This is a genomic window from Paraburkholderia polaris (assembly GCF_012927345.1).
Classification (GTDB): Bacteria; Pseudomonadota; Gammaproteobacteria; order Burkholderiales; family Burkholderiaceae; genus Paraburkholderia; species Paraburkholderia polaris.
The window spans coordinates 49,011-73,719 of the sequence record NZ_JABBGJ010000005.1 but is presented as its reverse complement, the minus strand read 5'-3'; the positions used below and the strand labels follow the sequence as shown (position 1 = coordinate 73,719).

Below are 24,709 nucleotides of genomic sequence, written 5' to 3'. Positions count from 1 at the left end.
TCGCTGTGTTGGATCTAGAACGTATAAGCCGGAAGATCGTCGCGGCTCGTCACCCACTGCCATTCCGTGAACTGGTCGATGTTGGTCAGCGTGCTGTAGTTATGTCCGTTGCCGGACAAACCCAGACCGCCCATGGGTCCAAACACCTCGTGATTAACCGTCTGGTCATTGATGTGGATGATGCCGGCGTGCAGCCGGTCCGCGATCCGCTGAGCCCGGCGCAAATCGGCTGACGCCACCGCCGCAACCAGGCCATACCGGTTCTGATTGGCGAGCGTGACCGCTTCGTCATCGTTCTTGAACACAGTCACTGCGGCGACCGGACCGAAGATCTCTTCCTCAAACGCAGGCATGCCCGGTACGACGTCTACCATGACGGTCGGTTTGTAAAACAGGCCGTCGCGGGATCCACCGGCGAGAACCTTCGCCCCCTTGCTCACAGACTCCGCCACGATGCGATCGACATTTGCGGCCTGCCGTTCGTTGATGATCGGGCCAAGATGGAAATTGCCCTTGAAAGGGTCGCCAACCGATAGCGCTCCGGCTCGCCGGACCAGGCTTTCAATGTACGCGTCAGCAATGCTTTCATGAACGAGATGCCGGCCGGCCGACATGCAGACTTGCCCCTGATGCAAAAACGACCCCCACGCCCCAGCGCTCGCCGCAGCCTCGACATCGACGTCGTCAAGCACGATGTAGGGATTCTTGCCGCCGAGCTCGAGACTCGCTCGCTTGAGCAAGCCACCCGCGACGGCACCGATCGTTTGCCCAACCTGCGTGGACCCCGTGAAGCTGATCATGTTGACAAGCGGATCCCGGACCAGCGCGTCACCGGTGTCCGCGCCACCGGGAAGCACATGGAACAGTCCCTCAGGCAAACCCGCAGCCTCGAATAGCCGCGCATACATGACACCGCCGCAGACCGGCGATTGAGGATCGGGCTTGAGCAGCACGGCGTTGCCGGTGGCCAGCGCCGGTGCGATGGCTCGCGCCGCGAGGATGAACGGGGAATTCCACGGGGTAATGACGCCGACCACGCCCATGGGAATTCTGCGCGCTACGCTATGCCGCCCCTTCACATCGCTTGTCGTGATCATCCCGGTTGGCTGGCTGCCTAACGCCGCAGCTTCGAGAATCTCGCGTATCGCCAACTTCACCTCCAGTTGCCCCTTTGGCCGTATCGACCCGGTCTCGCGGACAATCTGAACGGCGATCTGCTCTTTGTGGACCTCCAGCAAACGCGCAACCTCGCGCAGCACATCGCCTCGCTGAGGCCCCGGTGTCGCAGCCCACGCGCGTTGCGCATCCGCCGCGATCGCAGCGGCGGCTGACACGTCGGCCGCCGACGCGCAACCAATCGATCCCATTTCCGCACCGGTCGCTTTCTCGGTCACCGGGATCGTGCCCGCGTCACCGGTTTTCCAACCGCCGCTAAAGATTTTGTTACGCCACACGTCTGCGGACGCCAATTCAGTGACAGACATCAGATTTCCCCCTATTCCTCAGGTCATTCAAGTCCGAATAGACGCCGGGCATTCTCACGTCCAATCTTCACGCGATCAGTTTCGCTGATCGAGCACGTGTCGAACCACTGGGACGCCTCGTCATGCGTTTCAAATGGGTAGTCAACCGAATACATGATTCGGTCACTGCCCACCTCCAGCATCGCGGACTGAAGCGTCTGCGTTCTGAAATTGCCGCTCGTCGTGAGGTAGACATTCTCCTGGAGATATTCGCCCACGCTGCGCTTGCACGGCACGCCGCGTGGCGCCTTGTTGAGAATGTGGTCGATGCGCCAGATGCTGTACGGAATCCCCTCGCCGAGATGACCAAGAATCATCTGCAAGCTGGGATTGCGGTCGAAGAGACCGGACGTCATCAGTCTCAGGGCGTGAATACTCGTTTCAACCGCGAACGCCCAAGTCGCGGCGGTCAGCCATGGAAAACCGTCGTAGATCGGTTCACGGGACGGCAACGGATCCCGAGGATGCATATAAAACGGCTTGCCGAGCGCCGCCGCGCTCGCCCAGAAATCGACGTACTGCGGGGCGTCGTAGTACACGACATTTTCCGCATCGCCCACCTGCGAAAAGCCATTCACCATGAAGCCGTGAAATCCCAGATCCTTCACGGTACGTTCGAGCTCACGTGCCGCAGCTTCGGGGTCCTGCATCGGCAACGCGGCGAACCCGCCCAGGCGAGTTGGATGCCGGGAAACATGGTCAGCGAGAACATCATTGGCGCGCCTCGCGACATCAATCGCCTGTTTGGCGTCCGGGATCCCCTGGATGCCCGGCGAGTTGAGCGACAGGATCGAATATTCGGTCCCGCCCTGCTCCATCCGCTCGAGTCTTTGCTGCTCAATGTCCATCAGATTGGACTTCAGCATCTCCCAAACGGGGGCAGGCGCATAGATTTTCGACTGCTCGATGGTGAGGTCTATCGCAAAGTGTTCTTCAAGTGCAATCTTGTTTCTCATTGATCCGCTCCAATTCAACGCATCGCAACCTCATCTGCAAACAAGGAAGATGAGGGGCATCACATAGGTTTGTCCCCGGTCGTCACATATTTGATTTTTCAATTATATGCGATGCACTGTACTTGATTTTTCAAGTATATGTGCTCCGTGTAAACCCTTGCCGATTGACGACCGTGAACAGTCCCACACTGCCCGAAAAACTGCTTCAATTCACGCTCACTATCGGGTAGCATATAATTGACTTTTCAAGTATATGCATTCACCTCAATCCTCAGTTTTGGCGACGATCGTGAACACTTCCAAGCGACCAGAAGAACTGGAAAAAGCGATTCCCTTCCTGATGGCGCGTGCCACCAGTCGAATGGGAAACGCCTTCTCGAAGGCACTTAAACCGTTTGGCCTGAACCTCAGCGAGTGGCGGGTCTGTGCCTCGCTTCTGTATGTTCCGGGTCAGACTTTGTCTGAGCTTTCTCTCCATGCATCGTCCGATATTTCGGCGCTCTCCAGAATCATCGATCGTCTCGAGGGGCAGGAGTTGGTGCGGCGGGAGAAGAGTGCGACAGATGGACGGTCGATCAGGGTCGTCCTGACGGAAAAAGGGGAAGAACTTGCGCTGCGCATCGTCCCTGTCGCAAAGCGACACGAGTCGGTAGCGCTCTCTGGCTTCACCGCCGCCGACGTCAAGGTGTTGCGCTCCATGCTGCTCAAGTTGTTCGAAAACGCAGGCGCGCTTGACGATCTGCCTTAACCGAAGTCCGGGCAGGGAATGAAGTCATGAAGGTGGCGCTGTGCGTGCTGAGCACAGCGCAATAGTCGCGCGAGCGGGACGAACCCGCAAGGCGGTAAAGCGCGAGCAGAGTATTGCGTTGCAGCCGTCCCGCCAGGTTGCGGTCTGATAGACCTAACGACTGCCATCGGCAAGCAGGGTCGCTTGCACGCCACACGGCCGTGCCAGCGAAGCCGATCTTCCGCTCGCCGCAGACCGTGCGTGTACCCGTTGACCGGCGTTGCCCCTAGAACGGGTACGGCGTCTGGGTGCTGCGCGAATTGATCCAGATGACGTCGCTGAAGTCGGCCAGACTGTCGGGGCCGGTGCGTCCCCAGCCGCTGTCGCGCACGCCGCCCATCGGCGCGTGGATCTCGTCATTGACCGTCGCCGTATTGACGTTGACGATCCCGCACTGGATCTTTGGAGCGAGTTCGAAGGCCCGGTAAGTGTCGCCGGACAGAATGGACGAACTCAGGCCGTACATAGTCCGGTTGGCGGCGGCCACCGCCTCCTCCGGCGTATCCACGGCCTCGACCACGACCACTGGCCCGAAGGTCTCCTCCGGGCGACTAATGCATCGGCCGGCTCACGCGTGCATCTCCTGAATTGCAAAGCATCATTGCACTGGATAGAACGTCAAGGCCTCGCTCAAACCAGGCCGGCGGATAGGACCTTGTATCAACTTGACCAGGCGCACGTGGACGGCTGGATCGCTCACTAAACTTTGCAAACGTAAAAAATAACGACTAAGATGAGTCTAAGCCGAGGAGGCAATGCCGCCTCCCGATGCAAAAGATTTCTTCATAGGAGACGACGGCCATGCCGAAGCGAAAGATTGATACGCACCAACATTTTCTGCCGAAGCTCTACGTGGACGCAGTTGGACTGGACTTGCTGAATGCGGCAATGCCGGGCGGCGTGGCCCCCACCTGGTCCGTCGAGACTGCCCTCGCGATGATGGATGAAAACGGAATCGACGAGGGCATCCTGTCCATCTCCTCCGGCCCCACCCTTCCGGATGCGGCTACGCTGCTAAGAAAATGCAACGACCACGCAGCGGAGCTCAGATCCCGGCACACGGGACGGTTCGGCTCTTTTGCGAGCTTGCCGCTGCCAGACATCGATGCTTCGCTGAAGGAAGTCAGCTACTGTCTTGACGAGTTAAAGGTTGATGGTTTCATTGCTTTTACGAACTACAACGGACTGTATCTGGGGGACGAGCATTTCACGCCGCTGTGGGAAGAATTGAACCGGCGCGGGACCGTGGTTTTCGTTCACCCCAACCAGCCGCCTCACGAAGTGCCGACGGTCGCTCCGGCGTCCGTGCTCGAGTTTCCCTTCGAGACGACACGCACAGCCACCAGCCTGATCATGTCAGGTGCGACGAATCGCTTCAGGAACATCCGGTTCATCCTTTCGCATGCCGGGGGGACGCTGCCGTTTCTCGTACCTCGCATCGCCCTCTCGATTTCGATGATGCCCGCGGTGGCCGAACGCGTGGGCGACACGTTGGCGGCGGTCAGATCCTTCTACTTCGACACGGCACTTTCCGCCGGCAATGCGCCCCTCAGTGCGCTGGCGCAAGTAGCAGACCCCGTTCACATTCTCTTCGGAACAGACTTCCCGTTTGCACCGAGAGCCGCAATTCGGCAGTTCGGGAACGTGCTCGACAACATCCAGATTCCCGGCATCGAGATGGACAAGGTGTACGGGGACAATGCAGCCCGTTTGCTTGCGCGCTAACTGTACTGGCCACGCGGAGTTCAAGGAAAGACGATGCGCAATATCAACGAAGACACCATCACCCAAGCGGTGCTCGAGGCGATGGCCGGCTGCACTAACGACAGGCTGCGCACTGTGATGACCAGCCTTGTCCAGCATTTGCATTCGTTCGCAAGAGACGTGAAGTTAACCGAGAATGAATGGCGGTACGCGATCGACTTCCTCACCGATGTCGGCCATATTACTGACGAAAAACGCCAGGAGTTCGTCCTCCTGTCGGATACGCTCGGTCTGTCGATGCTGGTTACGACACAGAACAACCGCAAGCCAGTCGAATGCACGGAGGCCACTGTTCTTGGCCCCTTCTTTGTTACGGGTGCCCCCGAATACAGGAACGGTGACGACATTTCCAACGGGGCAGCGGGCCTCCCCTGCTTTGTTACCGGCAGCGTTCGGGGCCTTTCGGGAGAACCTGTAGCCGGGGCGTCGCTCGAGGTCTGGCAATCCGATGAAGACGGATACTACGACGTGCAGTATGGGGACCCTCAGGATGCAAACGTAGCGTACCAAGCCCGCGGTCGTTTGCAGACGCTGCCTGACGGACGCTTTCATTTCCGCTCGATTCTCGCCGAGGCCTATCCGATTCCGCACGACGGACCGGTTGGCCGAATGCTTGATGCGCTCGGGCGCCATCCGTGGCGCCCGGCTCATCTGCACTTCTGGATCAAGGCGCCAGGGTACGAGCCCTTGATTACCCACGTGTTCCGGAACGGGGACCAGTACCTCGACTCGGACGCCGTATTCGGCGTACGCTCAACTTTGATCGTTGACTGGGCCCAGCACCCGCCGGGTGTCGCGCCAGACGGCACCGCGATGGACACCGCGTTTAATACGCTCAACTACGACTTCGTTCTCAACCCTTCGGAGCACGGGTCATGAACGGGCACATTCTCGTCGGGACCCGCGATGTCAACATCTGAATTCGTCTATAACGGGCGCGGCACGCGTGTCGTCTTTGGCAGTGGCTCGCGCACCCACATCGAACGTGAATTGCACACGCTGCAGGTACACCGCGCTCTGATTCTGTGTAGTCAGGAGCAGCGCGCATTGGGTGTATCGGTTGCCGACCAATTGGGTGCGCGTGCAGTGGGCGTCTTTGATCAAGCTGCCATGCACGTGCCGGTTGAGCTCGTCGCGCAAGCACGCACGGTTGCCACGTCGCTGGATGCCGACTGCGTCATCGCCGTGGGCGGCGGTTCCGCAATCGGCCTCGCGAAGGGGCTTGCCCTTGAGACGAGCCTGCCCATTCTCGCTGTGCCGACCACCTACGCCGGCAGCGAGATGACACCGATATTCGGCTTGACCGAATCGGGCCTGAAACGGACAGGCACTGATTTGCGCGTACTACCCAAAACGGTCGTCTACGATCCAGACCTGACTCTGACTTTGCCGGTCAGCATGTCCGTGACAAGCGGCATCAACGCCATCGCACACGCTGCAGAAGGTTTGTATTCACGTGATGCCAATCCGCTTACCAGCCTCATGGCCGAAGAAGGCATCGCGGCGCTCGCGCGCAGCTTACCCCAAATCGTCGCACAGCCGAGCGATCCATCCGCACGCGGCGATGCGCTCTATGGTGCCTGGCTCTGCGGCACAGTGCTTGGAAGCGTTGGCATGGCGTTGCATCATAAACTCTGCCATACGCTCGGCGGCAGTTTCAATCTGCCGCATGCGCCCACCCATACCATTGTGCTGCCGCACGCCTTGGCGTATAACGCCGGCGCTGTGCCCGATGCGATGAGACGGATTGCGCGGGCGCTTGGGCACGACAGCGCTGCACAGGGGCTATACGAACTCGCTCGCGCTAACGGTGCGCCGGTCGCACTGAAGGAGATCGGCATGCTCGAGGAACAACTCGACCAGGCCGCCGACATTGCATGCAACAATGCCTACTGGAATCCCCGTCCGCTAGAACGCGGCGCTATTCGCGCCTTGCTGCAGCGGGCATTTGACGGTAGCGCACCACACGATGGGTTGTAGAACGAGTTTCGTCCAGATCCAATGATCTGGAAACCTAACATTCACTTCAACGTGTCGCAACGTACTCGCAAATGGCGTCAGGAACCCGACTTGATGCAAGCAATGTCCGGGCACGTCGCCCGGCGGAGCTAAAGCGTATTGAGCAGCAGCGTGCTCAGGAAACGCGTTCGGCCATTTTGCATGCGGCGCTTACCGAATTTTCATCAAAGGGTTTCGAGGTCGCGAGTATTCGTAGCATTGCAGACCGAATCGGGATGCAGCATCCGCTCATTACCTACCACTTTCGCTCCAAAGAAATTCTGTGGCAGGCGGTAGCCGAATATGTATTCGAACGTGTCCGGCAAGAACGCGATGCAAGTCTGTTCAGCCTCGGTCCGGCTCGCGCGGTCGATCGGCTCAAGCTGGCATATAGAGCGCTATTTCGCTTCACTGTAGCGTTTCCCGAGTTTCACCGCTTCATACTTCAGGAATCGCTAGGTTCCAGCTCGCGGCTGCAATGGCTCGCCGATGCTTTCTTAAAACCGTTGATCGGCTGGTTGGTGCCGCAAATCCGGGCCGCCCAACAAGAACAGGCGTTACCCAACGTCGAGCCGATTGTTTTCCACTATATGTTGATTAGTCTGACGTCGACGCTTTCGGGCTTCGGTCCGGAATTCTCGGCGACCAGTGATCTCTCACCGTCCGATCCGGCACTGGCCGAAGACTATTGGCGCACCGTAGAGCAACTCGTGTTTGGCGCATTGGCATCACGCTAGAAGGTCTGCCAGCCACGAGCAAGACTAACGGTACGTGAATTGTGCAGGCGTCTCGCCGTTGATCCGTCATTACACCGATCCCGGCGAAACGCCCGCGTTCAGCATTTACTTCGAGAGCACCTGGTTCAATACCCGGCGAAGCTCGGCTGCCGGATCATTCGGCAACGCGAGGCTGCGCCACGCCACATGATGATCCGGGCGGGTCAATACGCAACCACTGTCGCCGATTTCGCGCACGCGAGCCCAGTCGCCAGTGTGGTCCGCATAGGACTGCCGCGGACCAATAACGTGCACGTCGACCTTCACCCCCAGCTCCTCACCGACTCTCGAGGCAGCCTCAACCCATGCTTCGCCGCCAAGACCGGTGAACAGTACGAATCGCCCATGTCCTGCGAGATCGAGCGTGGAGTGTTGCCGTCCACGGGCATCGAAAATCCAGGCATGCGGCAGACGCGCGCCGGGCCATGTCGTCGCCTGGTAGTACAGCTCACGGTCACGCGTGAACGCCGGTTCTGTTTGTCCATCGGTCACCGCAGCGCTCGAGTGATAGCGTTGATTCATCTCCACGCCCTGGGCGTCCAGTTCATATCGCTTGAACGCCAACGCCTCCCGAATTTCGTCCCGCTGTTTTTCGGCAGCCGCCGTGGATCCGCTTCGAGCATGCATATTCGCTTGCAGGACTTCCCCGTCATTCGATTTGTCAATGCCAAGCGCGCTATAGAGCGGGGCAAATTCGGCAATCGACTGGTTGGCGCGGGTCACGATCTGCTTGGCGATCGGTGCACGCTCAGCCGAATAGGTGTCCAGAAGCGCTTCACCCGCCTGTCCCTTGATGACTGCCGCGAGCTTCCACGTGAGGTTAAACGCGTCCTGAATCGATGTGTTGGAGCCCAACCCGCCAGACGGCGGGTGTCGATGGGTCGCATCGCCCATGCAAAACACTCTCCCGTCCTGCATGCGGGTTGCATACATGTTGTTCACGGTCCAGGTATTCGCGCCCAACAGTTCGATCTCGAGATCCGGTTTGCCCACCAGTTGCCGCGCGATCGTGGTGGCCTTCGCCTCGTCCACAACCGGCGCAGGTTCGTTGATGTCATAGCCCCAAACAATCAACCACTCGTTCCAAGGCCGCACCATCCGGATCAGGCCCATCCCGATACCGCCCACTTCTGCGCCGGGTTGCATGATGGGGTACAACACCGCAGGGCGGTGTGCAACGAATTCAGACAGGTCCGCGCGGAACCAGATGTTCATCGACCCCCGCACACCCATCTGCCCTTCGAAAGGCAAACCCGCGTCCTTTGCGACCTTGGAGTTGCCTCCGTCTGCGCCGATAAGGTACTTTGACCTGACCGTGAACTCCTCCCCCGACAGTCGGTCACGGCAGCGCGTGAGAACACCCTCGTCGGTCTGCGCATGACTCAGATATTCCGTGCTCATCCGTGCCTCGGTACCGCGTGCGCAAGCGGTCTTGAAAAGCAGTGGCTCCATGAACGTCTGCGGCAAATCGTTCATCTTTGTCGGACTCGACAATTGCCGTTCCGCTCTTGACAACGGATGCAGCCCCCAACTGGGCACCCTGCCAATTTCCTCACCGGTGAGACTTTCGCAGAAAACCGTCCCACCCATCAAATCCTGATCGGTCGAGTACAGGTAAGCCTCCTGCTCCACTTGCTGGCCGAGGTCGCGAAGGACCTCCATGGTGCGCAGGTTTGTGATGTGCGCTCGCGGCGTGTTGGCCAACCACCGATATTGGTTGATGACCATGTTTTTGACACCGTACGTCGAAAGCAGCGCGGCGCTAGCGGACCCGGCTGGCCCCGTTCCGACGATGAGTACATCCGTGGTTATTTCATACATTCGACACCTCCAATTGGCAAACTTCCGCATTTCGCCATTGGCATCTATTTCGGATACCTAAGTCATGGCGAGTTTACGAGTCTCGATTTTTTACGATACCGCCCAATTCTCACCAACCTGTCAGGCGGTCTTGTGCCCGGTCAGATTGAGATAGCGGATCATCTCCTCACGCATGGCGAACTTCTGTACTTTGCCGGTAACAGTCATCGGCAATTCATTAACGAAGCGAATATACTTTGGCACCTTGTAGTGAGCGATCTGTCCTCGGCAAAAGTCTCTGATGTCCTCCTCAGTCGCACCGTCACCTTTCCGAAGCACGATCCAGGCGCACAACTCCTCGCCGTTCTTCTCATCCGGCACGCCAAACACCTGCACATTCTGTATTTTTGGATGCCTGAAGAGGTATTCCTCAACCTCGCGGGGATAGATGTTCTCTCCCCCTCGAATCACCATGTCCTTCAGCCTCCCGACGATGTTGCAATATCCATCGGCGTCGATTGTTGCGAGATCGCCTGTATGCATCCATCCGTCAACGATGCTTTCGCGCGTCTTCGAATCGTCTTCCCAGTACCCCAGCATCACCGAGTACCCTCTTGTACAGAGTTCACCCGTCTCACCGACCGATACCGTACGACCATCGAAATCAACGATCTTTACCTCGAGATGAGGCTGAATCCGCCCGACCGTTGTCGTGCGCTTATCTAGCGGATCCGTGGTTGCGCTCTGAAACGACACAGGACTGGTCTCTGTCATTCCATACGCAATGGTGACCTCTCGCATATGCATCTGGGTCACGACCTGATTCATTGTCTCGACAGGACAGGGCGATCCAGCCATGATGCCGGTCCGCAGACTGCTCAGGTCAAACGATGAAAAGTCCGCATGCCCCAGTTCAGCGATAAACATGGTCGGCACCCCGTGAAGTGCGGTGCAACGCTCTTCCGCGACCGCCGCGAGGGTCGCGCCGGCGTCGAATCCTTCGCCGGGAAAGACCATCTGCGCGCCAACCGACACGCACACCAGTACACCGAGCACCATGCCAAAACAGTGGTACAGCGGGACAGGAATACACAGTGAATCGGCTTCGGACAGCTTCATCGCCATGCCAACAAAACGCGCGTTGTTGACAATGTTTCGGTGTGTCAGCGTTGCGCCCTTCGGGCTACCGGTTGTGCCGCTCGTGAACTGGATATTGATCGGGTCATGAGGAGAAAGTGTTTGTTCGACGGTATCGACAACCTCACGCCCTTTGTCTCGAAGCATCCCCTGTCCGCGCTGCATGACCGAGTGGAATGACATGACGCCCGATACGCGCCAATTACCCACGGAAATCACCGTACGAAGGTCGGGCAGACGTGCGACGCTCACCTCGTCCGGCTGCTGCGACGCTAGCTCAGGCGCGATGTCGAGCAACATCGAAATGTAGTTCGACGTTTTGAAACTCTCAGCGGTGACGAGCGCTTTGCAGCGTACTTTTCGTAGCGCGTACTCGAGTTCGGCTACACGATAGGCGGGGTTGATGTTGACCAATACAGCGCCGATGCGCGCTGTCGCGAACTGCGTGAGCAACCATTCGAACCGGTTGGGAGACCAGATGCCGACGCGATCCCCCTTACCGATTCCCAATGACAGGAAACCTGCGGCGAGTTGATCGACATGCACGTCAAATTCCTTCCATGTCCATCGTACAAGTTGCTCCCGGAATACCACAGCTTGCTGATCAGGAAACCGGCGTGCTGTTTCCCTTAGAAACTGGCCAACTGTCGACTCACTCAACGGAACGTCCGTCGAACCCCTTACGTAGGCGACGCCATCGGCAGGCACATCGAGCGCCAGGGAACCGGGTAAAGTGTGCATGAAGCCATCCTCCATCGTTGCTGCGCGTTTCTGCCGAAAAGTCCGTCGAATCCAGGTTATGTCGCGATTGCGATGTCGCGGAACGTCGCTGGTGAGGTCGAGCCTGACTACACGGGGGAGCGCCGGGGCTATTTCCCGTGAAAAACCATCTCGCCGGGCTCCTGGTCACGGTCGAACGCCTCGGCCGTGTTGGCGAAACCTCGCGTAGCGTCCTCCGTGTTGTACAAGTCCATGCAAACATCCAGCATGGCGGCATCCGCACCGGGGATGCCACCGCTTGACCAGACCTTGAGCAGGGTGCGCGTAGCCGCGTACGAAAGCGTCGGACCATCGGAGAGCCGCGTAATCAGCTCGGCAGCAACACGTTCGAGCGCATCCGGTTCAGCCACGTGCGTGACAATCCCGAGGTCTCGGGCCACGCTGCCGGGAATCGCATCACCCAGCATCGCGAAACGGGACGCGTTGCTACGCCCCACTCGCTCGACCAGCCGCTGCAGCGCGCCCGCAATGGGAAGCATCGCCGTCGTGACCTCGACGCAGCGGAACACTGCGTCGGTTGCCGCCACAATGAAGTCACAGTTCAACGCGAGTTCGAAGCCGCCGCCAAAAGCCAGACCCTGCACCACCGCCACCGTCGGGACGCGGAGCGCTTCGATTGCACGATACGAAGTGTTGATTTCCGCGACGAAGGTGCGGAACCAGTTCAGGTCTTTGCCTGGCCATTCGCGAACCTCTCCACCGAGACTGAAGTTGGGCCCCTCGGCCCGGACGACCAGTACCCGGATGTCGCTTTCGCTGGCATCGTGAACCGCCTCCCGGAGACACTCTGCAAACTGCGCGTCGAGCCGGTTGTAGGGCGGATTCGCCAGGACGATATACCCAACCTTCCCGTCGCGCTCAAAACGTATGCTTTTCATCGCCTAACCTCACTAATCAATCAAATTCACCGGGCGTCTGTGACGCTCAGAAATGTTTCGTCGCTCAGGCGTTCTGTCCATTAATCGGAATCAATGGGAGAAGCAGATGCGAGGGGCGATCGGCGTCCCGGTAAATCTTGTGAGTGACCGTATTGCTACTGGTTACGTGATACGGAATGTATTCGACGTCGGTCATCGCGCCCGTTCCCGTCGGCGCGTCCATGCTGCAGATCTCGATACAGATCCGATGGCCGGCCTTGAACTGGTTTGCCGTTGCGAGCACCTGGATTTCATACTTGACGATTTCGCCAGGTGTGACCGGCGTGATCGACTCTTTCGTCAGTTTGTGAAACGGCTCCGCAGGCGTGGATCGGTCGGGATCCGTTGCGCGGTATGACGCTTTCAGCCAGCCGCGGGTCAGTTCACGCTCCGGCAAGGTCTCTGGAACCGCGCGTTCGCCGACGCGTGCAGTAACCACCGATACGTCGGGACCCACGTCCTTGAGTACGACAATCCAGTTCGTGTCTGTCTGGTCAATCTCAGCGTAGAGCGTCAGCGAAATGGGGCCCGCCACCAACACGTCCTGCGCAAGCGGCTCAGTCATGTAGCGCAAGCGCTCAACCTTAGATGTCTTTTTCAGCGGCATTTGCGTAAAGACATCGGGCTCCCGATGTGCGTTGCCAACTTCCGCCGAAGGTCGAGGGGCGTCTGTCGAAAGCTGCTCCCAGCCTGCAAGAAAGTACTTCGCCCATTGCGTCTCAGGCAAAGGCCAGTCACTACCCGTGCGCCATTCGTTGGCGCCCATGACCCAGTAACGGACCGGGGGTTCATCCATGATGCCCGTGTCGATACCCTTGAGCCAGTAGTCGTACCAGCGGATAACTTCGTCGTGGTACTGATGGAATGGCCGCTCCAGATGCGCAGGGCCCGTAAAGATCAGCTTGCGCGGCTGCTTGACATTGCTGAAGTAATGCTGGGCGCCAAGCCAGTGCAATTTGTACGTATAGGCGTAGGCACCGGAACCCGTGTAGAACGGCACCTTGATCGACTTGAAAATTTCCTCGGCTCGTGCGACGGTCCCTTCCGGCTCCCAAGGGTTCGTCATGATGTGGTACATCACTCCCGTGCGTTGCCCTTTCTGCGTCAGGATGTTGTACAGGTTGATGTACATCTTGTAGTCGGGATTGCGCATGGCTGCGCGCCAGAGTTCCTCTTGCGCATCGGGTAACGTACCCGGCGCACCGCGCGGCTCATGCACCGTACTGAAAACGTCGAGCAGGTACGGGAATGTGTGAATGACGCCACCGGGATTGAAGTCCCGAAACCCGAACATACCGCCGTATGCACTGCAAGCGTCGTACGGAAAGATTGCCTTGAGCGCGGGGTGTCCCTGCGCCGCCGCACGCCATTGCTCACCGGCAAAACCCGAGATCCCCACCATGCCGACCTTGCCGTCGGACCACGGCTGCTGCGTGATCCATTCGATCATGTCGTAATGGTCGGTATTCTCTTCGCCATAGTGGCCTTCCGACTTGGCCGAGCCGCGCGGTTGCGCAATCACGTGCACATACCCATTGGCGATGAAGCGGCGCGTGTCCCCGGCTTCTATCGGTCCGAACCAGAGCGGCGCCTGCGCGGGCTGTGGGGGCAGGACATCCGCAATATCCGGACCCTGAAGATCCTTGTTGTGCAGCGCTGAAGCGTACAGCACGGGATACTTGTCAACCGCATCCGGTCGATAGACGTCTACCGCAAGACGAGTTCCGTCCCGCATCGTGACGACGATGTCGCGCTCTTCAATCATGTCTCCTCCTTCGTTGGCCTGTTCGGCGTCAACAGCCAGCCCTTTCAAGGCTGAAAATGTCCTTAACCCACTGACATGCGTTTCGCGTTCGCTCTTCAAAGCCGCACGATCAGGCAGGTTCCGTAATTCACTATACTTCACGATCGTAAAGTATGCAAGACGAACTCTACACACAAGATGAAAATTCGAATCCCAAGGGAGTTGCGAGCCTTCGTCGTCTGTGCCGGCGCTGGGAAGCAACGGGAGTCAGTTCTCGGGTTGCTGCTAGCGCCGTACCGTCACCGCGTGGTGCTGCTCTGCAACGGAGGATCATCCGCCGATGCCGTACTGACGCTCACCCCTTGGTCGTCCCGCATTCGTCGTTGTGCAGCAAGCACCCGGGCCATGACGGTCATGCAACCACAAGCCATCAGGAGCGGTATCGACAACAACGCGCAGGTGAGCAGATAGGGAAAGCCCGATATGACGATCAGCCCAATCAACGACGAACCGACAATGGACCCCAGCCGTCCGAGTGCAACGTTCCAGCCACCCCCGGACGCACGAAGCGCAGTGGGATAGAAGATGCCCGGAATGGTGTTGATACAGATCAGCGGACCTCCGACAGCCATGCCGGACAAGAAGACCACGCCCGCGTGCCACTGAGTGGCTTCTGACATGCCCAAAGCGATGACAAGCAGCGAGCCTGCGCCGAATGCCACGGAAACGACCGACGCCACGTTATAGCGACGGACAAGGATCGCGAAAAGAACCGCGCCGCCAAGCGCACCGAACTGGAACAGTGACGATAGTTGCGAGGCGTCGTGCATCGATAGTCCCAGTTGCTTCAGGTGCGTCGGCAACCAGCTTCCAATCAGGAAGAACGCCAGATAACCCGCAAACTCGGTAAACCACGTCAACAGGGTGCCAAGCCGGTATTCGCTACCCAACAGCGCCCGGCCTCCGTTGACCGATTTGCGCGTTTCCGCGCTGAATAAATGCACGCCAGAGCAGTCTAAAGACGGAAACACTTTGGCAAGGATCCGTTGCGCCTCTTCATTGGATCGTCGACTGGCCACAACGTAGAGCGGCGACTCGGGTACCTGCCACGCGAATAAGGCAACGACGCCAAGCGGCAAAAGACCACTCAGTACAAGCATGCCTCGCCAACCCAACGCCCCGATAGCCGAGGACGTCACGACCCCAGCGGCCGCCGCACCGAAAAGAAATCCACAATAAGTCGATGCGAGCATTGCTGAGCGTGAACGGTCGGGGCTATATTCCGCGACGATCGCTGACGTAGCGGGCATCGCGGCACCGATACCGAGACCGGTTATGAAACGCCAGGCAACCAGCTGAAATATCGACTGTGCTTCGCTCGACATCACCCCTGCGATCCCAAACCAGGCGATCGCCACGATGCTCACCGTTCGGCGCCCGACACGGTCGGCCAGCGTTCCTCCAACGATCGAACCAACCAGTAGTCCGGTTAATCCAAAGGCCACCAGAGGCGAAAGCGCCGCACTCGAGAGCTGCCAGTGCTGACTGATCGCAGGCGCGATGAAGCTGATCACAATCGTGTCGAAACCCTCGATTGCAGTCGCTGCGAAGCAGATGGCGAACACCAGCCACTGCCTTCGCCCGATGGGCATATCGTTAAAAATCTTGCGCACATCCCACTGGGCATTGCCTACGCTTTCCATGACCTTTCCTTGGTGATCGTCCGCCGGGGTCAAGTGTCAACCTGACCTCACCTGTCCCTCGACAGCATCGGCATCAGAGGTTCGTTAAAAACGGTGGCGAATGCCGACTCGCAACAGACCTTGGGTTTGTCCGCCCGATGGTGAAGGAATCAACGTGATCTGTGCCTGAGTCGCGGAGCCCCCCGCTTTCAGCAGTTCGGCCGCGAAGTAAACGTCTGTCCGCTTCGACAGGAAGTAGTTGGTGTAGAGATCGATTGCCCGATAGATTGGGCTCGCGGAGGTCGCATCGACTTTGCCGTGCGTGTAGATGTAAGCCGCGCCGGCGACCAGGAAAGGCGTAATGAAGTAACCGACGTTGGCCTCGTAGTTGTCAAACCGCACGTCACTACCAAGGAAGCCTTTCTTGAATTGCGTCGACGTGTACTCGAAGGCAACTGTAGCGCTGCCAATCTTGTACGATGCACCGACCCCTGCGATGGTTTGGCTTTCCGCGCTCTGCACGTACGGGGCATAAATGATGTTGTGCGGCGTAATGCTATCGAATGCGGCAACATACGGATTCTTGATGATCGTATAGGCGGCCGCAACATACAGTGGGAGGCTTATTCCCGTGTAACTCAGTCCCACCGACGTCACGCTATCCGTGGAGAATTGTCCGGGCTGCCCACCAAAGCTATAGAGCGCACCAAATGTGAACCCTGCAATTTTCGGACTGGCATATTTGACAGAGTTGTTGATGCGTATGCTTCCTCCAACGTTGTCAACGTCACCGGCATGAGCGAAGTAGACTGCCCAGTTCAAACCGGCGGCGATGGGGGAAAGCATTTCGGCTATTTCCTCGTATTGACGCCCAGCCGTGAACGTCCCATACGGGCTTGAAATGCCAACGTACGCCTGCCGGCCGAACAGACGCCCATTGTTCGACAGGTTTCCGCTAGACACGTCAAAGCCGTTTTCCAACGTAAACACCGCTTTGTAACCTCCGCCCAAATCTTCGGCGCCGCGCAGTCCCCATCTGGACAGTGATCCACCTCCGCTTTGAAGCAACCAGGCTGAATGTCCGCCTTGATTGCTTGTGTAGGTCAAACCTTCATCCAGCAGACCGTACAGCGTGACGGAACTTTGGGCGTACGCCACAGCAGGAGCGACGCAAAGAAGCGCCGCGGCCCATGACAATCTCTTCATCTCCAGTCTCCTTCGTCGTTTTGAACGTACTGCTAACTGGCACGTCAGAGGTGCTGAAATGAAGGATAGATCTAAATTTTCCAGTCGTACAGGATAGTTTGGATAGGAGTATCCCCAGGTATGCTTCACCTGACGAATGAAGAGAACGAATGTCCGACGCCACCGGGAAGCCGGGGATGGATTGAATTTGGCAACGCGTCAGATCGGAAATCGATGGCGACGGCGTGGGGCAGTGACGTTACAAGGACGCCAACCGGCAAAGGGGATGGGGGGATGTAGTGCAATGATGAAGTGCAACTGACGTCGCACTTGCGGTGTACGCGACGCCTTCTGATTCGCTGTTATGCCGTATCGGCCTGCACAATGGATCGTGCGTTCGCACCGACTTCAGCGTCATGCCACCGCTCAACCCGGTGAGCCCGTGAGCCGGCATCAGATAAAGGCATCATCAATTCAGGACTTCTGCAGACCTTCCTTGAGACGCCTTGTCGTCATCAGGTCGACGCGCTTCTGGGCGACTCGGAGTTGGCGATGAATTGAGCGACGCGTTGAGAAAACGCTTCCGTCGCCGCGCATCTCAGGAATGCACGTTTTTCCTCTTCAAGATGGCGCTCCAGGTTATCTTCGGCCGCCATTCCGACCAGCGATTTCGTTTCTCTAATCGCCGCTGCGGGTATGTCCATGACTTTCCGCGCGAGCGCCAGACTGGCGTCCTGCAGGGAAGCGGGTTCCGCAACACTCTGGACAAGCCCCAGCAGCTTGGCCTCGTCCGCACTCAACGAGTCCCGCGTCAACATGATCTCCAATGCCCTCGCCGCCCCCAATCGGCGCGCGAGATGAAAAGACAGGCCACCGTCGCTCGATGTTCCCAGCTTGGCGTAGCCGACGACAAAGCGGGCGGCGCTCGACGCCACCACCAGGTCGCACGCCATGGCCAGCGAAAAGCCCGCACCGGCTGCCGCCCCCTGAACGCTAGCGATCACAGGTATCGGCAAGCGCCGGATCGCCATGATCGTGCTGTTCAATGCGCTAATCAAGGATTCGAGGAAGGAGTCAGAACGCTGCAATCCGTCAAAAATCTGGCGAAGATCGCCGCCGGCCGAGAATATTCGGCCTCTGGCTTGAAGGATCACTGCACGATACCTGGACGACCCCTCAATTTCGTGGAGGGCGGCCAGCAGCTCCTCACAGAACACCTTGTCGATCGAGTTCGCGCGTGCTTCGTTCACCATCGTAACGAAAGCGATGTCGTCACTTGATGTCAGCGTGATTTTGCTTTCCATGTGCCCTTGGCCCGTGAATCAAATCTGCAGTGGGATTCAGTTCTGTCCTCGGCCGGTTGGAACACCAGGACCCGCCAGAGTTACCCCCCCATTATACTTTACGATATGTTAGTTTAGAAGGAATTTCGACACCACGGACCGACGGGTCGACTGAGCACGCCGCACGTGCGATGCAACTTTTGTCCGATGAATTGGATCACTCATTGCAATGTGTTACTGTGCCGGCCAAATCAACGGTGCGCAGCAGGTTCAGCGACGGTCAAGATCCGGGTCGAGCGTGTGATACCGTTGTGAAGCCTGCCCTCGTTGACGATCGCGTATCCTGCTACGCTTATAGTGTTGGCCTGTCAGAGGCGAAGGGCACTGGAACGCAGAAGTAACGAAATTCCCAATCGAGAAATCAAATGGTGGATAGCACAGGTCCCAAGAACGCTAGCAGTAAAAGCAGACCAACCGAACTCAAACGCGCAGAGCAGCAGCGGTCGCAGGAAACCCGCTCCGCGATTCTGAACGCGGCACTTGCCGAATTCGCATCGAAGGGCTTTGAGGCTGCGAGTATTCGTAGCATTGCGGATCGTATTGGGTTGCAACATCCGCTGATCACCTACCATTACCGATCCAAGGACGTTCTCTGGCAGGCGGTAGCGGAGTATGTGTTCGAACGCATCCGCCATGAGTGGGAGGCCTATCTGACCGATACGCCCCCTGCCGAGGCGGTGGACCGGGTAAGACTTGTGTATCGCGCTCTGTTTCGGTTCACGGTTGATTTCCCCCAGTTTCATCGCTTCATGCTTCAAGAGTTCCTTGTGTACAGCCCTCGATTGCAGTGGCTTGCCGACACGGTGCTCAAGCCATTGATCAACTGGTTAATTCCGCAGATTCGCGCGGCACAGAATGAACACGCTTTGCCCCAGGTCGAGCCGATCCTCTTGCACTATCTCATGATCAGCCTGACATCTACCCTGTCTGGATTCGGCCCGGAAATGCTGGCGACAAGCAATGTTTCCGCGTCCGATCCCGCTGTGGTTGACGCCTATTGGCAGATGGTCGAGGCGCTCGTCTTTGGCCAGCAACCGGCGGCGCAACGTTCGGACAAGGCCGAATCAGGTTCGAGCAAGCCCGCAAACCGGCCGCGCGTATCCGCACGCGTGAAGAACGGTTGAGGCGTCCACACTGCGACAGCGTTTCAAGGGAGGTCCGCATGTCCGGCACTAGCCGTCCACCTGCGGTTCAAGCCTCCTCCTGATCACGTCAATCAATGCACGCACCTTTGCCGTCGGATAACGGGTAGGCGGAAACACCGCGTAGATGCCCTTGGGCTTGCCGGCCCAGCCAGGCACCAGGCGGACCAGCCGACCCGCCGCCACGTCTGCCGCAATCGAAAAATCAGTCAGCAATCCGAATCCACCGCCCGCAAGCGTCGCCGCACGTGCTGCATCGGCCGTATTCACCAGCAGAACATTCTCGCACCGCACACTTTGTCTTGCGCCTTTCGCACGCTGCAGATCGAGCGTCAGCGGATGCGGCAGCACAGACAATGCGACATGAGGCATGGCCGCGAGCGCAGCCGGCGTTCTCGGCTTACCCCACGTATCGGTGAATTCCGGGCTCGCGACGATCCATTTGACGAAACCACCGAGCCTCACCGCCCGGTAGCCCGAGTCGGCAAGCTGCCCCAGACGGATCGCCACGTCGATGCCCTCCGCGATCAGATCCACATAGTGGTCGTTGCAGACCAGTTCGATGTCGAGTTCCGGATACGCACGGCGCATCTCGACCAGCGCGGGCGCCACCACCAACGCGCCATAGTCGATCGGCGAACTCACGCGCAGCGTGCCTCGCAACGGCGCCGATTCCCCCGACACGACCGATAGCGCTTCCTCGGCTGCGAGCAAGATCTTGCAACTTGCCTCGTAGAAGGCACGCCCGCTTTCGGTCACGCTGAGCCGCCGCGTCGTGCGGACTAGCAGGCCTGCACCGATCTCACGCTCGAGCCGCTGTATGTGCGTGCTGACCATGGTTTTCGTGAGTCCGAGACGCGCCGCGGCCGCGGTAAACGAGCCCGCTTCCACCACTGCAACAAAAATCGCAAGGCGGTTCAGATTGACATCCCGTAGATCTGCCATTCGCCGATTGTCCATCTTTGATTGATTATGTTTTCTAGCTTAGCAGTCTTCTGCGTTGCGCCGCGAGTCGGTAGGCTTGTCTCATTCCAGTCGACGGTTGTCGGCTTTTCCCGATCCAGGAGCTTTCAATGTCTGCCGCCAAACCCGCCCAGCCGATCCGCCTGCACACCGCGCTCCTCTCCGGGCACGGACACCGCGTCAAGCTGTTCCTGACATTACTTGATCTGCCATTTGAAGTAATCGAACTGAACATGGCTGCCGGCGACAATCGCCGCCCCGAATACCTGAAGCTCAATCCGTTCGGCCAGGTGCCGACGATCGAAGATGGCGACACGGTACTGTTCGATTCCAACGCCATCCTCGTCTATCTGGCGAAACGCTATGGCGACCCGTCATGGCTGCCAGAAGACGCGCTTGGCGCCGCCGCCGTGCAACGCTGGCTCTCGCTCGCGGCCGGACAGATTGCTTACGGGCCGTGTGCCGCCCGGCTGGTCACGGTATTCGGCGCGCCCCTCAATCTCGACACCGCGCAGAAGATTGCCCACAAACTGTTCGACGTGCTCGACGCGGAATTTGCCAGCAAACCGTTCGCTGCAGGAGACCACGTGAGCATCGCCGACATCGCCGCGCATACCTACATCGCCCATGCGCCGGAAGGCGGCGTATCGCTCGATCCGTACCCGAATATCCGGGCATGGCTTCGTCGTGTCGAAGCGCTGCCGCGCTTCATTGCGATGCCGGCGACGAAAGCGGGACTGCTCGCCGGCTGAGCGCAGACAAAACGCACGCAGCAACAACCCGAGGTCGACATGTCTCAACGCTCTTCCAGCACGCCGCGAGGTTGGGACGCCGCCGACTCGCCCTTTCACGCCGCCGAACTTATGGCGCAGCGGCATGCAGGCGTGAGCGAGGAGGCGGAGTTGAGCGGCCGTCGAGGCATTCGCCGCTATATGCCGGATCAGCATCGGCAGTTTTTCTCCGAGCAGCCGTTCATGGTGTTCGGCGGTCTCGATGCAAACGGTCAGCCGTGGGCCACCCTGCGCGCGGGGGCAGCTGGGTTTGTGTCGTCCCCTGACGCGCGCACTTTGCGGATCGACGGCGGGGTTTTACCGGGCGATCCGCTGGCCGGCCGCTGGCAGCCCGGCATGATGATCGGTGGCCTGGGACTGCAAGCACAGACTCGCCGGCGCAATCGCGTCAACGGTGTCGTGTCGTCGGTAGAGGGCGATACGGTCATGCTCGAGGTCATGCAAAGCTTCGGCAACTGCGCGAAGTATATTCAGAGCCGTACGCCGACATTCGTTGCGCGCGGCGAAACCAGCACGCGGACACCCGTTGAGATAACGACCGAACTCAGCGACGCGGACCAGGCATTGCTGGCCAACGCGGATACTTTTTTTATCGCCAGCGCGAACGTCGGCGAAGAAGCCGGCGCGGCGCGCGGTGTCGATGTTTCGCATCGCGGCGGCCTGCCGGGCTTCGTGCGGATCGACGACGCCACCACCCTGACAACACCGGACTTCAGCGGCAATCGTTTCTTCAACACACTGGGCAATCTGCTCCATGATCCACGCGCGGGCCTGTTGTTTGTAGACTTCGCGAGCGGCGACCTGCTGTATGTCGCAGCCCTCGCCGAGATCGTCTGGGACGGTCCGGAACTGGCTGACTTTCCGCTGGCCGAGCGCCTGGTGCGCTTTCGTATTACCGAAGTGCGGCGCAGCCGCGAGGCGTTGCCGTTTCGCTGGTCTGAAGTCGCCTATGCGCCGCAGTTTGTGACGTCCGCGTCACTGCCCGAGTCGCTGCCCGACTCACCTCCTGCTTCGCCGCCCGATTCCCTGCCGGCTTCACCGCTCGAAGCGCCGTGGAAGAAGCTCAGGGTCGCCGCCGTGCACGAAGAAACGCCCACGATCCGCTCGTTCTATTTTGAATCGACGGACGGCGCACCGTTGCCCGCGTACCAGCCCGGCCAGTACCTGCCGATCCGTGTACCGGTCGACGGGTTCGACAAGCCGCTCGCGCGCACCTATACGCTGTCAGACGCGAGCAACCGGCAGCAGTACCGGATCACCGTCAAGCGCGACGGAGTCGGCTCCCGCTGGCTGCATGAACGCTTCACCACCGGCATGCAGGTCGAAGCGATGACGCCGCGTGGCGGATTCACCTACGATTCAGCAAGCCCGCGCCCGGCCGTGTTCATTTCGGCGGGCATCGGCATCACGCCGATGATCACGATGCTGCATCACGCAATTGCAGCGCGCGAGCCGCATACGCAGCCCAAGCCGCTGCATTTCTTCCATGGCGCGCGAAGCGACGGCGATCGGCCGTTCAGCGCGCACTTGCGGGACCTCGCGGCGCGCCATCCCGCGGTCTCGATGCACCTGTTCGACAGCGCCGCCGATCCGGCCACGCATGCGTCTTCCAGCACCTTGCGCGGTCGCGTGAGCATGGCGGAAATCAAGCGCTCACTGCCCTTCGACGACTACGACTTCTATCTGTGTGGTCCCGAGTCGTTCATGCGCGAACTGTATGAAGGATTGCTCGCGCTCAACGTCGCCGATGACAGAATCCGCTTCGAAGCATTTGGACCGGCAACGGTCAAACGCACGCCTGCGAATCCACCGGCGGTGCCGGAAAACGCACGAGGCTCGCGGCCCGCAAACTTGCCGGAAACGAACGGGAGCGGCATACCCGTGACGTTCGCGCGATCGCACCGCACGGTTCAATGGCTGCCAAAGGACGGCACGCTTCTCGAACTCGCCGAGGCATGCGGCATCGCCGCTCAGTCGAGTTGCCGGTCCGGGATGTGCGGCACATGCGCCACGCGCGTGTTAAACGGCCGCGTCGCTTACGAAGAACCCACAGATGCCACCATCGAGGAAGGCCATGCGCTCATCTGCATGGGGCGACCGGTTGCCGATGACGTAGCCGCGCGGGACGGTCTGTCGCTAGAACTCTGAATGACGGGCGCGACATCTTGGCGCAAAATCCGACTACGCATGCTTCCACGCGCATGAGTTCCGTTTCCGACCGGTAAGGTGAAGCGGGCGCCAGGCATTTTCACACCGAATGCCGGTTTTCCCACATACCGAAAGCTTACGGCTTGTCATTCTGACCACTCAAGCATGCGGCGGGAGGTTGCCATGTCGGTATATGTCGATGAAGGATTCAGGCCCTGTGTCACGGAATGCGCAACCGTCGCCTTCCGGGTCTGTTTTGACGATCGGGTGCAGATTTTCGAGGTCAGCGCCGAGGCACTCATGACCTATTGCGGAGCCGCGAGCAAGCGCCGCCAGGATTTGCTCGTTGCGTTCGAAGCCGCGCAACTGGAAATATTGAAGGTAGTGGAGTGTAAATGGCCGTTCAAACAGACCGAGCCCGTGCGGTTAGGGGTCGACGAATTCCGAATGGTCAGACATTAGGTATGCCAGAATCGCGGCCATGACCTGGATCGCCGCCCTGCCGATGTACAACGTGACGCCCGCGCTCGCTACTGCGTGGCGCGAGTGGCTGGACGACGTCTTGCGCATGGTGAAGCCGGCGTGCCGCATCGTCGAGCCCGACGAGGAGCTGCATGGCTTCTGGAGGCGCCCTAACGTACTGCTCTCGCAAACCTGCGGCTACCCCTTGATGCATGGTTTAAGCGAGCAGGTTCAGTTGATCGCTACGCCGCGATTCGATGCGCCGGGCTGCGAAGACACGGATTATTCGAGCGTACTGGTCACACGGGCCGACGCGCAGTTCGATTCGCTTGCGGCGTGCCGCGGCGCGCGTGCCGCCTACAATCAGGACGATTCGAACAGCGGCATGAACGTGTTTCGCCACGCGGTGGCGCCGCTTGCGCGTGACGGAGCGTTTTTCAGTGCGGTTCTGCGCACCGGTTCGCATCTAGGCTCGTTGCGAGCGGTGGTCGAAAATCGCGCGGACGTCGCCGCAATCGACTGCGTGACGTTCGCGTTTGTCTGCGATGAACTGCCGGAACTGGCGCGGCAGGTTCGGCAAATCGGTGTGACGGCAGCATCGCCGGGATTGCCTTTGATTGCCTCCAGCAACGTGCCATCCGCGACGATCGAGACGCTGCGCGAGGCACTGAGCGAGGCGCACCTTGCGCAGCCCGAGCGCGCCAAACGCCTGCGTTTAAAGGGCTTTTCCGCGTTGCCGCTCACGGACTACGAACGGATCGAGCAACTCGAAAACGAAGCGCGTGCCACCGGCTACACGCGCCTCGCTTAA

At 59.2% G+C, this 24,709-nt stretch carries 21 protein-coding genes; 10 read left to right on the top strand and 11 right to left on the bottom strand.

Annotated features, from left to right (window positions below; all coding sequences use genetic code 11):
- Positions 1-14: 14 nt before the first annotated feature.
- Positions 15-1,484, bottom strand: a complete 1,470-nt coding sequence (locus HHL24_RS05620) for an aldehyde dehydrogenase family protein (RefSeq protein WP_169484522.1) — start codon at positions 1,482-1,484, stop codon at positions 15-17.
- 23 nt (positions 1,485-1,507) lie between these two features.
- Entirely contained in the window at positions 1,508-2,479 is a 972-nt protein-coding gene (locus HHL24_RS05615; RefSeq protein ID WP_169484521.1) for an amidohydrolase family protein, read from the bottom strand.
- A 289-nt stretch (positions 2,480-2,768) separates the two neighbouring features.
- Here HHL24_RS05615 and HHL24_RS05610 point away from each other — a divergent pair, with 289 nt between their 5' ends.
- Complete coding sequence (locus HHL24_RS05610; RefSeq protein WP_329606588.1) at positions 2,769-3,227, top strand: MarR family winged helix-turn-helix transcriptional regulator; 459 nt, start codon at positions 2,769-2,771, stop codon at positions 3,225-3,227.
- 265 nt (positions 3,228-3,492) lie between these two features.
- Here HHL24_RS05610 and HHL24_RS05605 read toward each other — a convergent pair whose 3' ends face one another.
- Positions 3,493-3,822 (bottom strand): aldehyde dehydrogenase family protein, encoded by a 330-nt coding sequence (locus HHL24_RS05605; RefSeq protein ID WP_169484700.1) that lies wholly within the window; start codon positions 3,820-3,822, stop codon positions 3,493-3,495.
- Positions 3,823-4,067: 245 nt separating this feature from the next.
- Between HHL24_RS05605 and HHL24_RS05600 the strand changes: the two genes are divergently transcribed.
- The 4 genes from HHL24_RS05600 (at position 4,068) to HHL24_RS05585 (ending at position 7,765) form a co-directional block, all read left to right on the top strand.
- Positions 4,068-4,991 (top strand): amidohydrolase family protein, encoded by a 924-nt coding sequence (locus tag HHL24_RS05600; RefSeq protein WP_169484519.1) that lies wholly within the window; start codon positions 4,068-4,070, stop codon positions 4,989-4,991.
- Positions 4,992-5,024: 33 nt separating this feature from the next.
- Complete coding sequence (locus HHL24_RS05595; protein ID WP_169484518.1) at positions 5,025-5,909, top strand: intradiol ring-cleavage dioxygenase; 885 nt, start codon at positions 5,025-5,027, stop codon at positions 5,907-5,909.
- Between the two features lie 27 nt (positions 5,910-5,936).
- Complete coding sequence (locus HHL24_RS05590) at positions 5,937-7,010, top strand: maleylacetate reductase (protein WP_169484517.1); 1,074 nt, start codon at positions 5,937-5,939, stop codon at positions 7,008-7,010.
- A 71-nt stretch (positions 7,011-7,081) separates the two neighbouring features.
- Positions 7,082-7,765 (top strand): TetR/AcrR family transcriptional regulator, encoded by a 684-nt coding sequence (locus tag HHL24_RS05585; RefSeq protein WP_169484516.1) that lies wholly within the window; start codon positions 7,082-7,084, stop codon positions 7,763-7,765.
- Between the two features lie 105 nt (positions 7,766-7,870).
- On the opposite strand, the gene HHL24_RS05580 is transcribed toward HHL24_RS05585, so the two are convergent.
- The 7 genes from HHL24_RS05580 to HHL24_RS05550 all read right to left on the bottom strand — a co-directional run bounded on the left by HHL24_RS05580 (position 7,871) and on the right by HHL24_RS05550 (position 18,353).
- Positions 7,871-9,625: an FAD-dependent oxidoreductase gene (locus tag HHL24_RS05580; RefSeq protein WP_169484515.1), complete on the bottom strand. Its 1,755-nt coding sequence runs from the start codon at positions 9,623-9,625 to the stop codon at positions 7,871-7,873.
- A gap of 120 nt (positions 9,626-9,745) precedes the next feature.
- Entirely contained in the window at positions 9,746-11,482 is a 1,737-nt protein-coding gene (locus HHL24_RS05575) for an AMP-binding protein (RefSeq protein ID WP_169484514.1), read from the bottom strand.
- A 128-nt stretch (positions 11,483-11,610) separates the two neighbouring features.
- Entirely contained in the window at positions 11,611-12,399 is a 789-nt protein-coding gene (locus tag HHL24_RS05570) for an enoyl-CoA hydratase/isomerase family protein (RefSeq protein ID WP_169484513.1), read from the bottom strand.
- Positions 12,400-12,463: 64 nt separating this feature from the next.
- A complete protein-coding gene (locus HHL24_RS05565) occupies positions 12,464-14,203 on the bottom strand; it encodes a CocE/NonD family hydrolase (RefSeq protein WP_169484512.1) in 1,740 nt (579 codons plus the stop codon).
- A 278-nt stretch (positions 14,204-14,481) separates the two neighbouring features.
- Positions 14,482-15,885, bottom strand: a complete 1,404-nt coding sequence (locus HHL24_RS05560) for an MFS transporter (RefSeq protein WP_169484511.1) — start codon at positions 15,883-15,885, stop codon at positions 14,482-14,484.
- A gap of 84 nt (positions 15,886-15,969) precedes the next feature.
- A complete protein-coding gene (locus HHL24_RS05555; protein WP_169484510.1) occupies positions 15,970-17,070 on the bottom strand; it encodes a porin in 1,101 nt (366 codons plus the stop codon).
- A gap of 494 nt (positions 17,071-17,564) precedes the next feature.
- Positions 17,565-18,353, bottom strand: coding sequence for an enoyl-CoA hydratase/isomerase family protein (locus tag HHL24_RS05550; RefSeq protein ID WP_169484509.1), 789 nt, complete (start codon positions 18,351-18,353; stop codon positions 17,565-17,567).
- Positions 18,354-18,757: 404 nt separating this feature from the next.
- On the opposite strand from HHL24_RS05550, the gene HHL24_RS05545 reads away from it, so the two are divergent.
- On the top strand, positions 18,758-19,516 hold the full coding sequence (locus tag HHL24_RS05545; RefSeq protein WP_169484508.1) for a TetR/AcrR family transcriptional regulator: 759 nt from the start codon (positions 18,758-18,760) through the stop codon (positions 19,514-19,516).
- 48 nt (positions 19,517-19,564) lie between these two features.
- On the opposite strand, the gene HHL24_RS05540 is transcribed toward HHL24_RS05545, so the two are convergent.
- The gene (locus HHL24_RS05540; protein ID WP_169484507.1) at positions 19,565-20,479 is read right to left on the bottom strand and encodes a LysR family transcriptional regulator; all 915 of its coding nucleotides are present in this window, start codon (positions 20,477-20,479) and stop codon (positions 19,565-19,567) included.
- Positions 20,480-20,607: 128 nt separating this feature from the next.
- On the opposite strand from HHL24_RS05540, the gene HHL24_RS05535 reads away from it, so the two are divergent.
- From HHL24_RS05535 to HHL24_RS05520, 4 genes are all read left to right on the top strand, one after another.
- Positions 20,608-21,249: a glutathione S-transferase family protein gene (locus tag HHL24_RS05535; protein ID WP_169484506.1), complete on the top strand. Its 642-nt coding sequence runs from the start codon at positions 20,608-20,610 to the stop codon at positions 21,247-21,249.
- Between the two features lie 39 nt (positions 21,250-21,288).
- Positions 21,289-23,436 (top strand): pyridoxamine 5'-phosphate oxidase family protein, encoded by a 2,148-nt coding sequence (locus tag HHL24_RS05530; protein ID WP_169484505.1) that lies wholly within the window; start codon positions 21,289-21,291, stop codon positions 23,434-23,436.
- Positions 23,437-23,619: 183 nt separating this feature from the next.
- On the top strand, positions 23,620-23,898 hold the full coding sequence (locus tag HHL24_RS05525) for a DUF1488 family protein (protein ID WP_169484504.1): 279 nt from the start codon (positions 23,620-23,622) through the stop codon (positions 23,896-23,898).
- A gap of 19 nt (positions 23,899-23,917) precedes the next feature.
- The gene (locus HHL24_RS05520) at positions 23,918-24,709 is read left to right on the top strand and encodes a phosphate/phosphite/phosphonate ABC transporter substrate-binding protein (RefSeq protein ID WP_169484503.1); all 792 of its coding nucleotides are present in this window, start codon (positions 23,918-23,920) and stop codon (positions 24,707-24,709) included.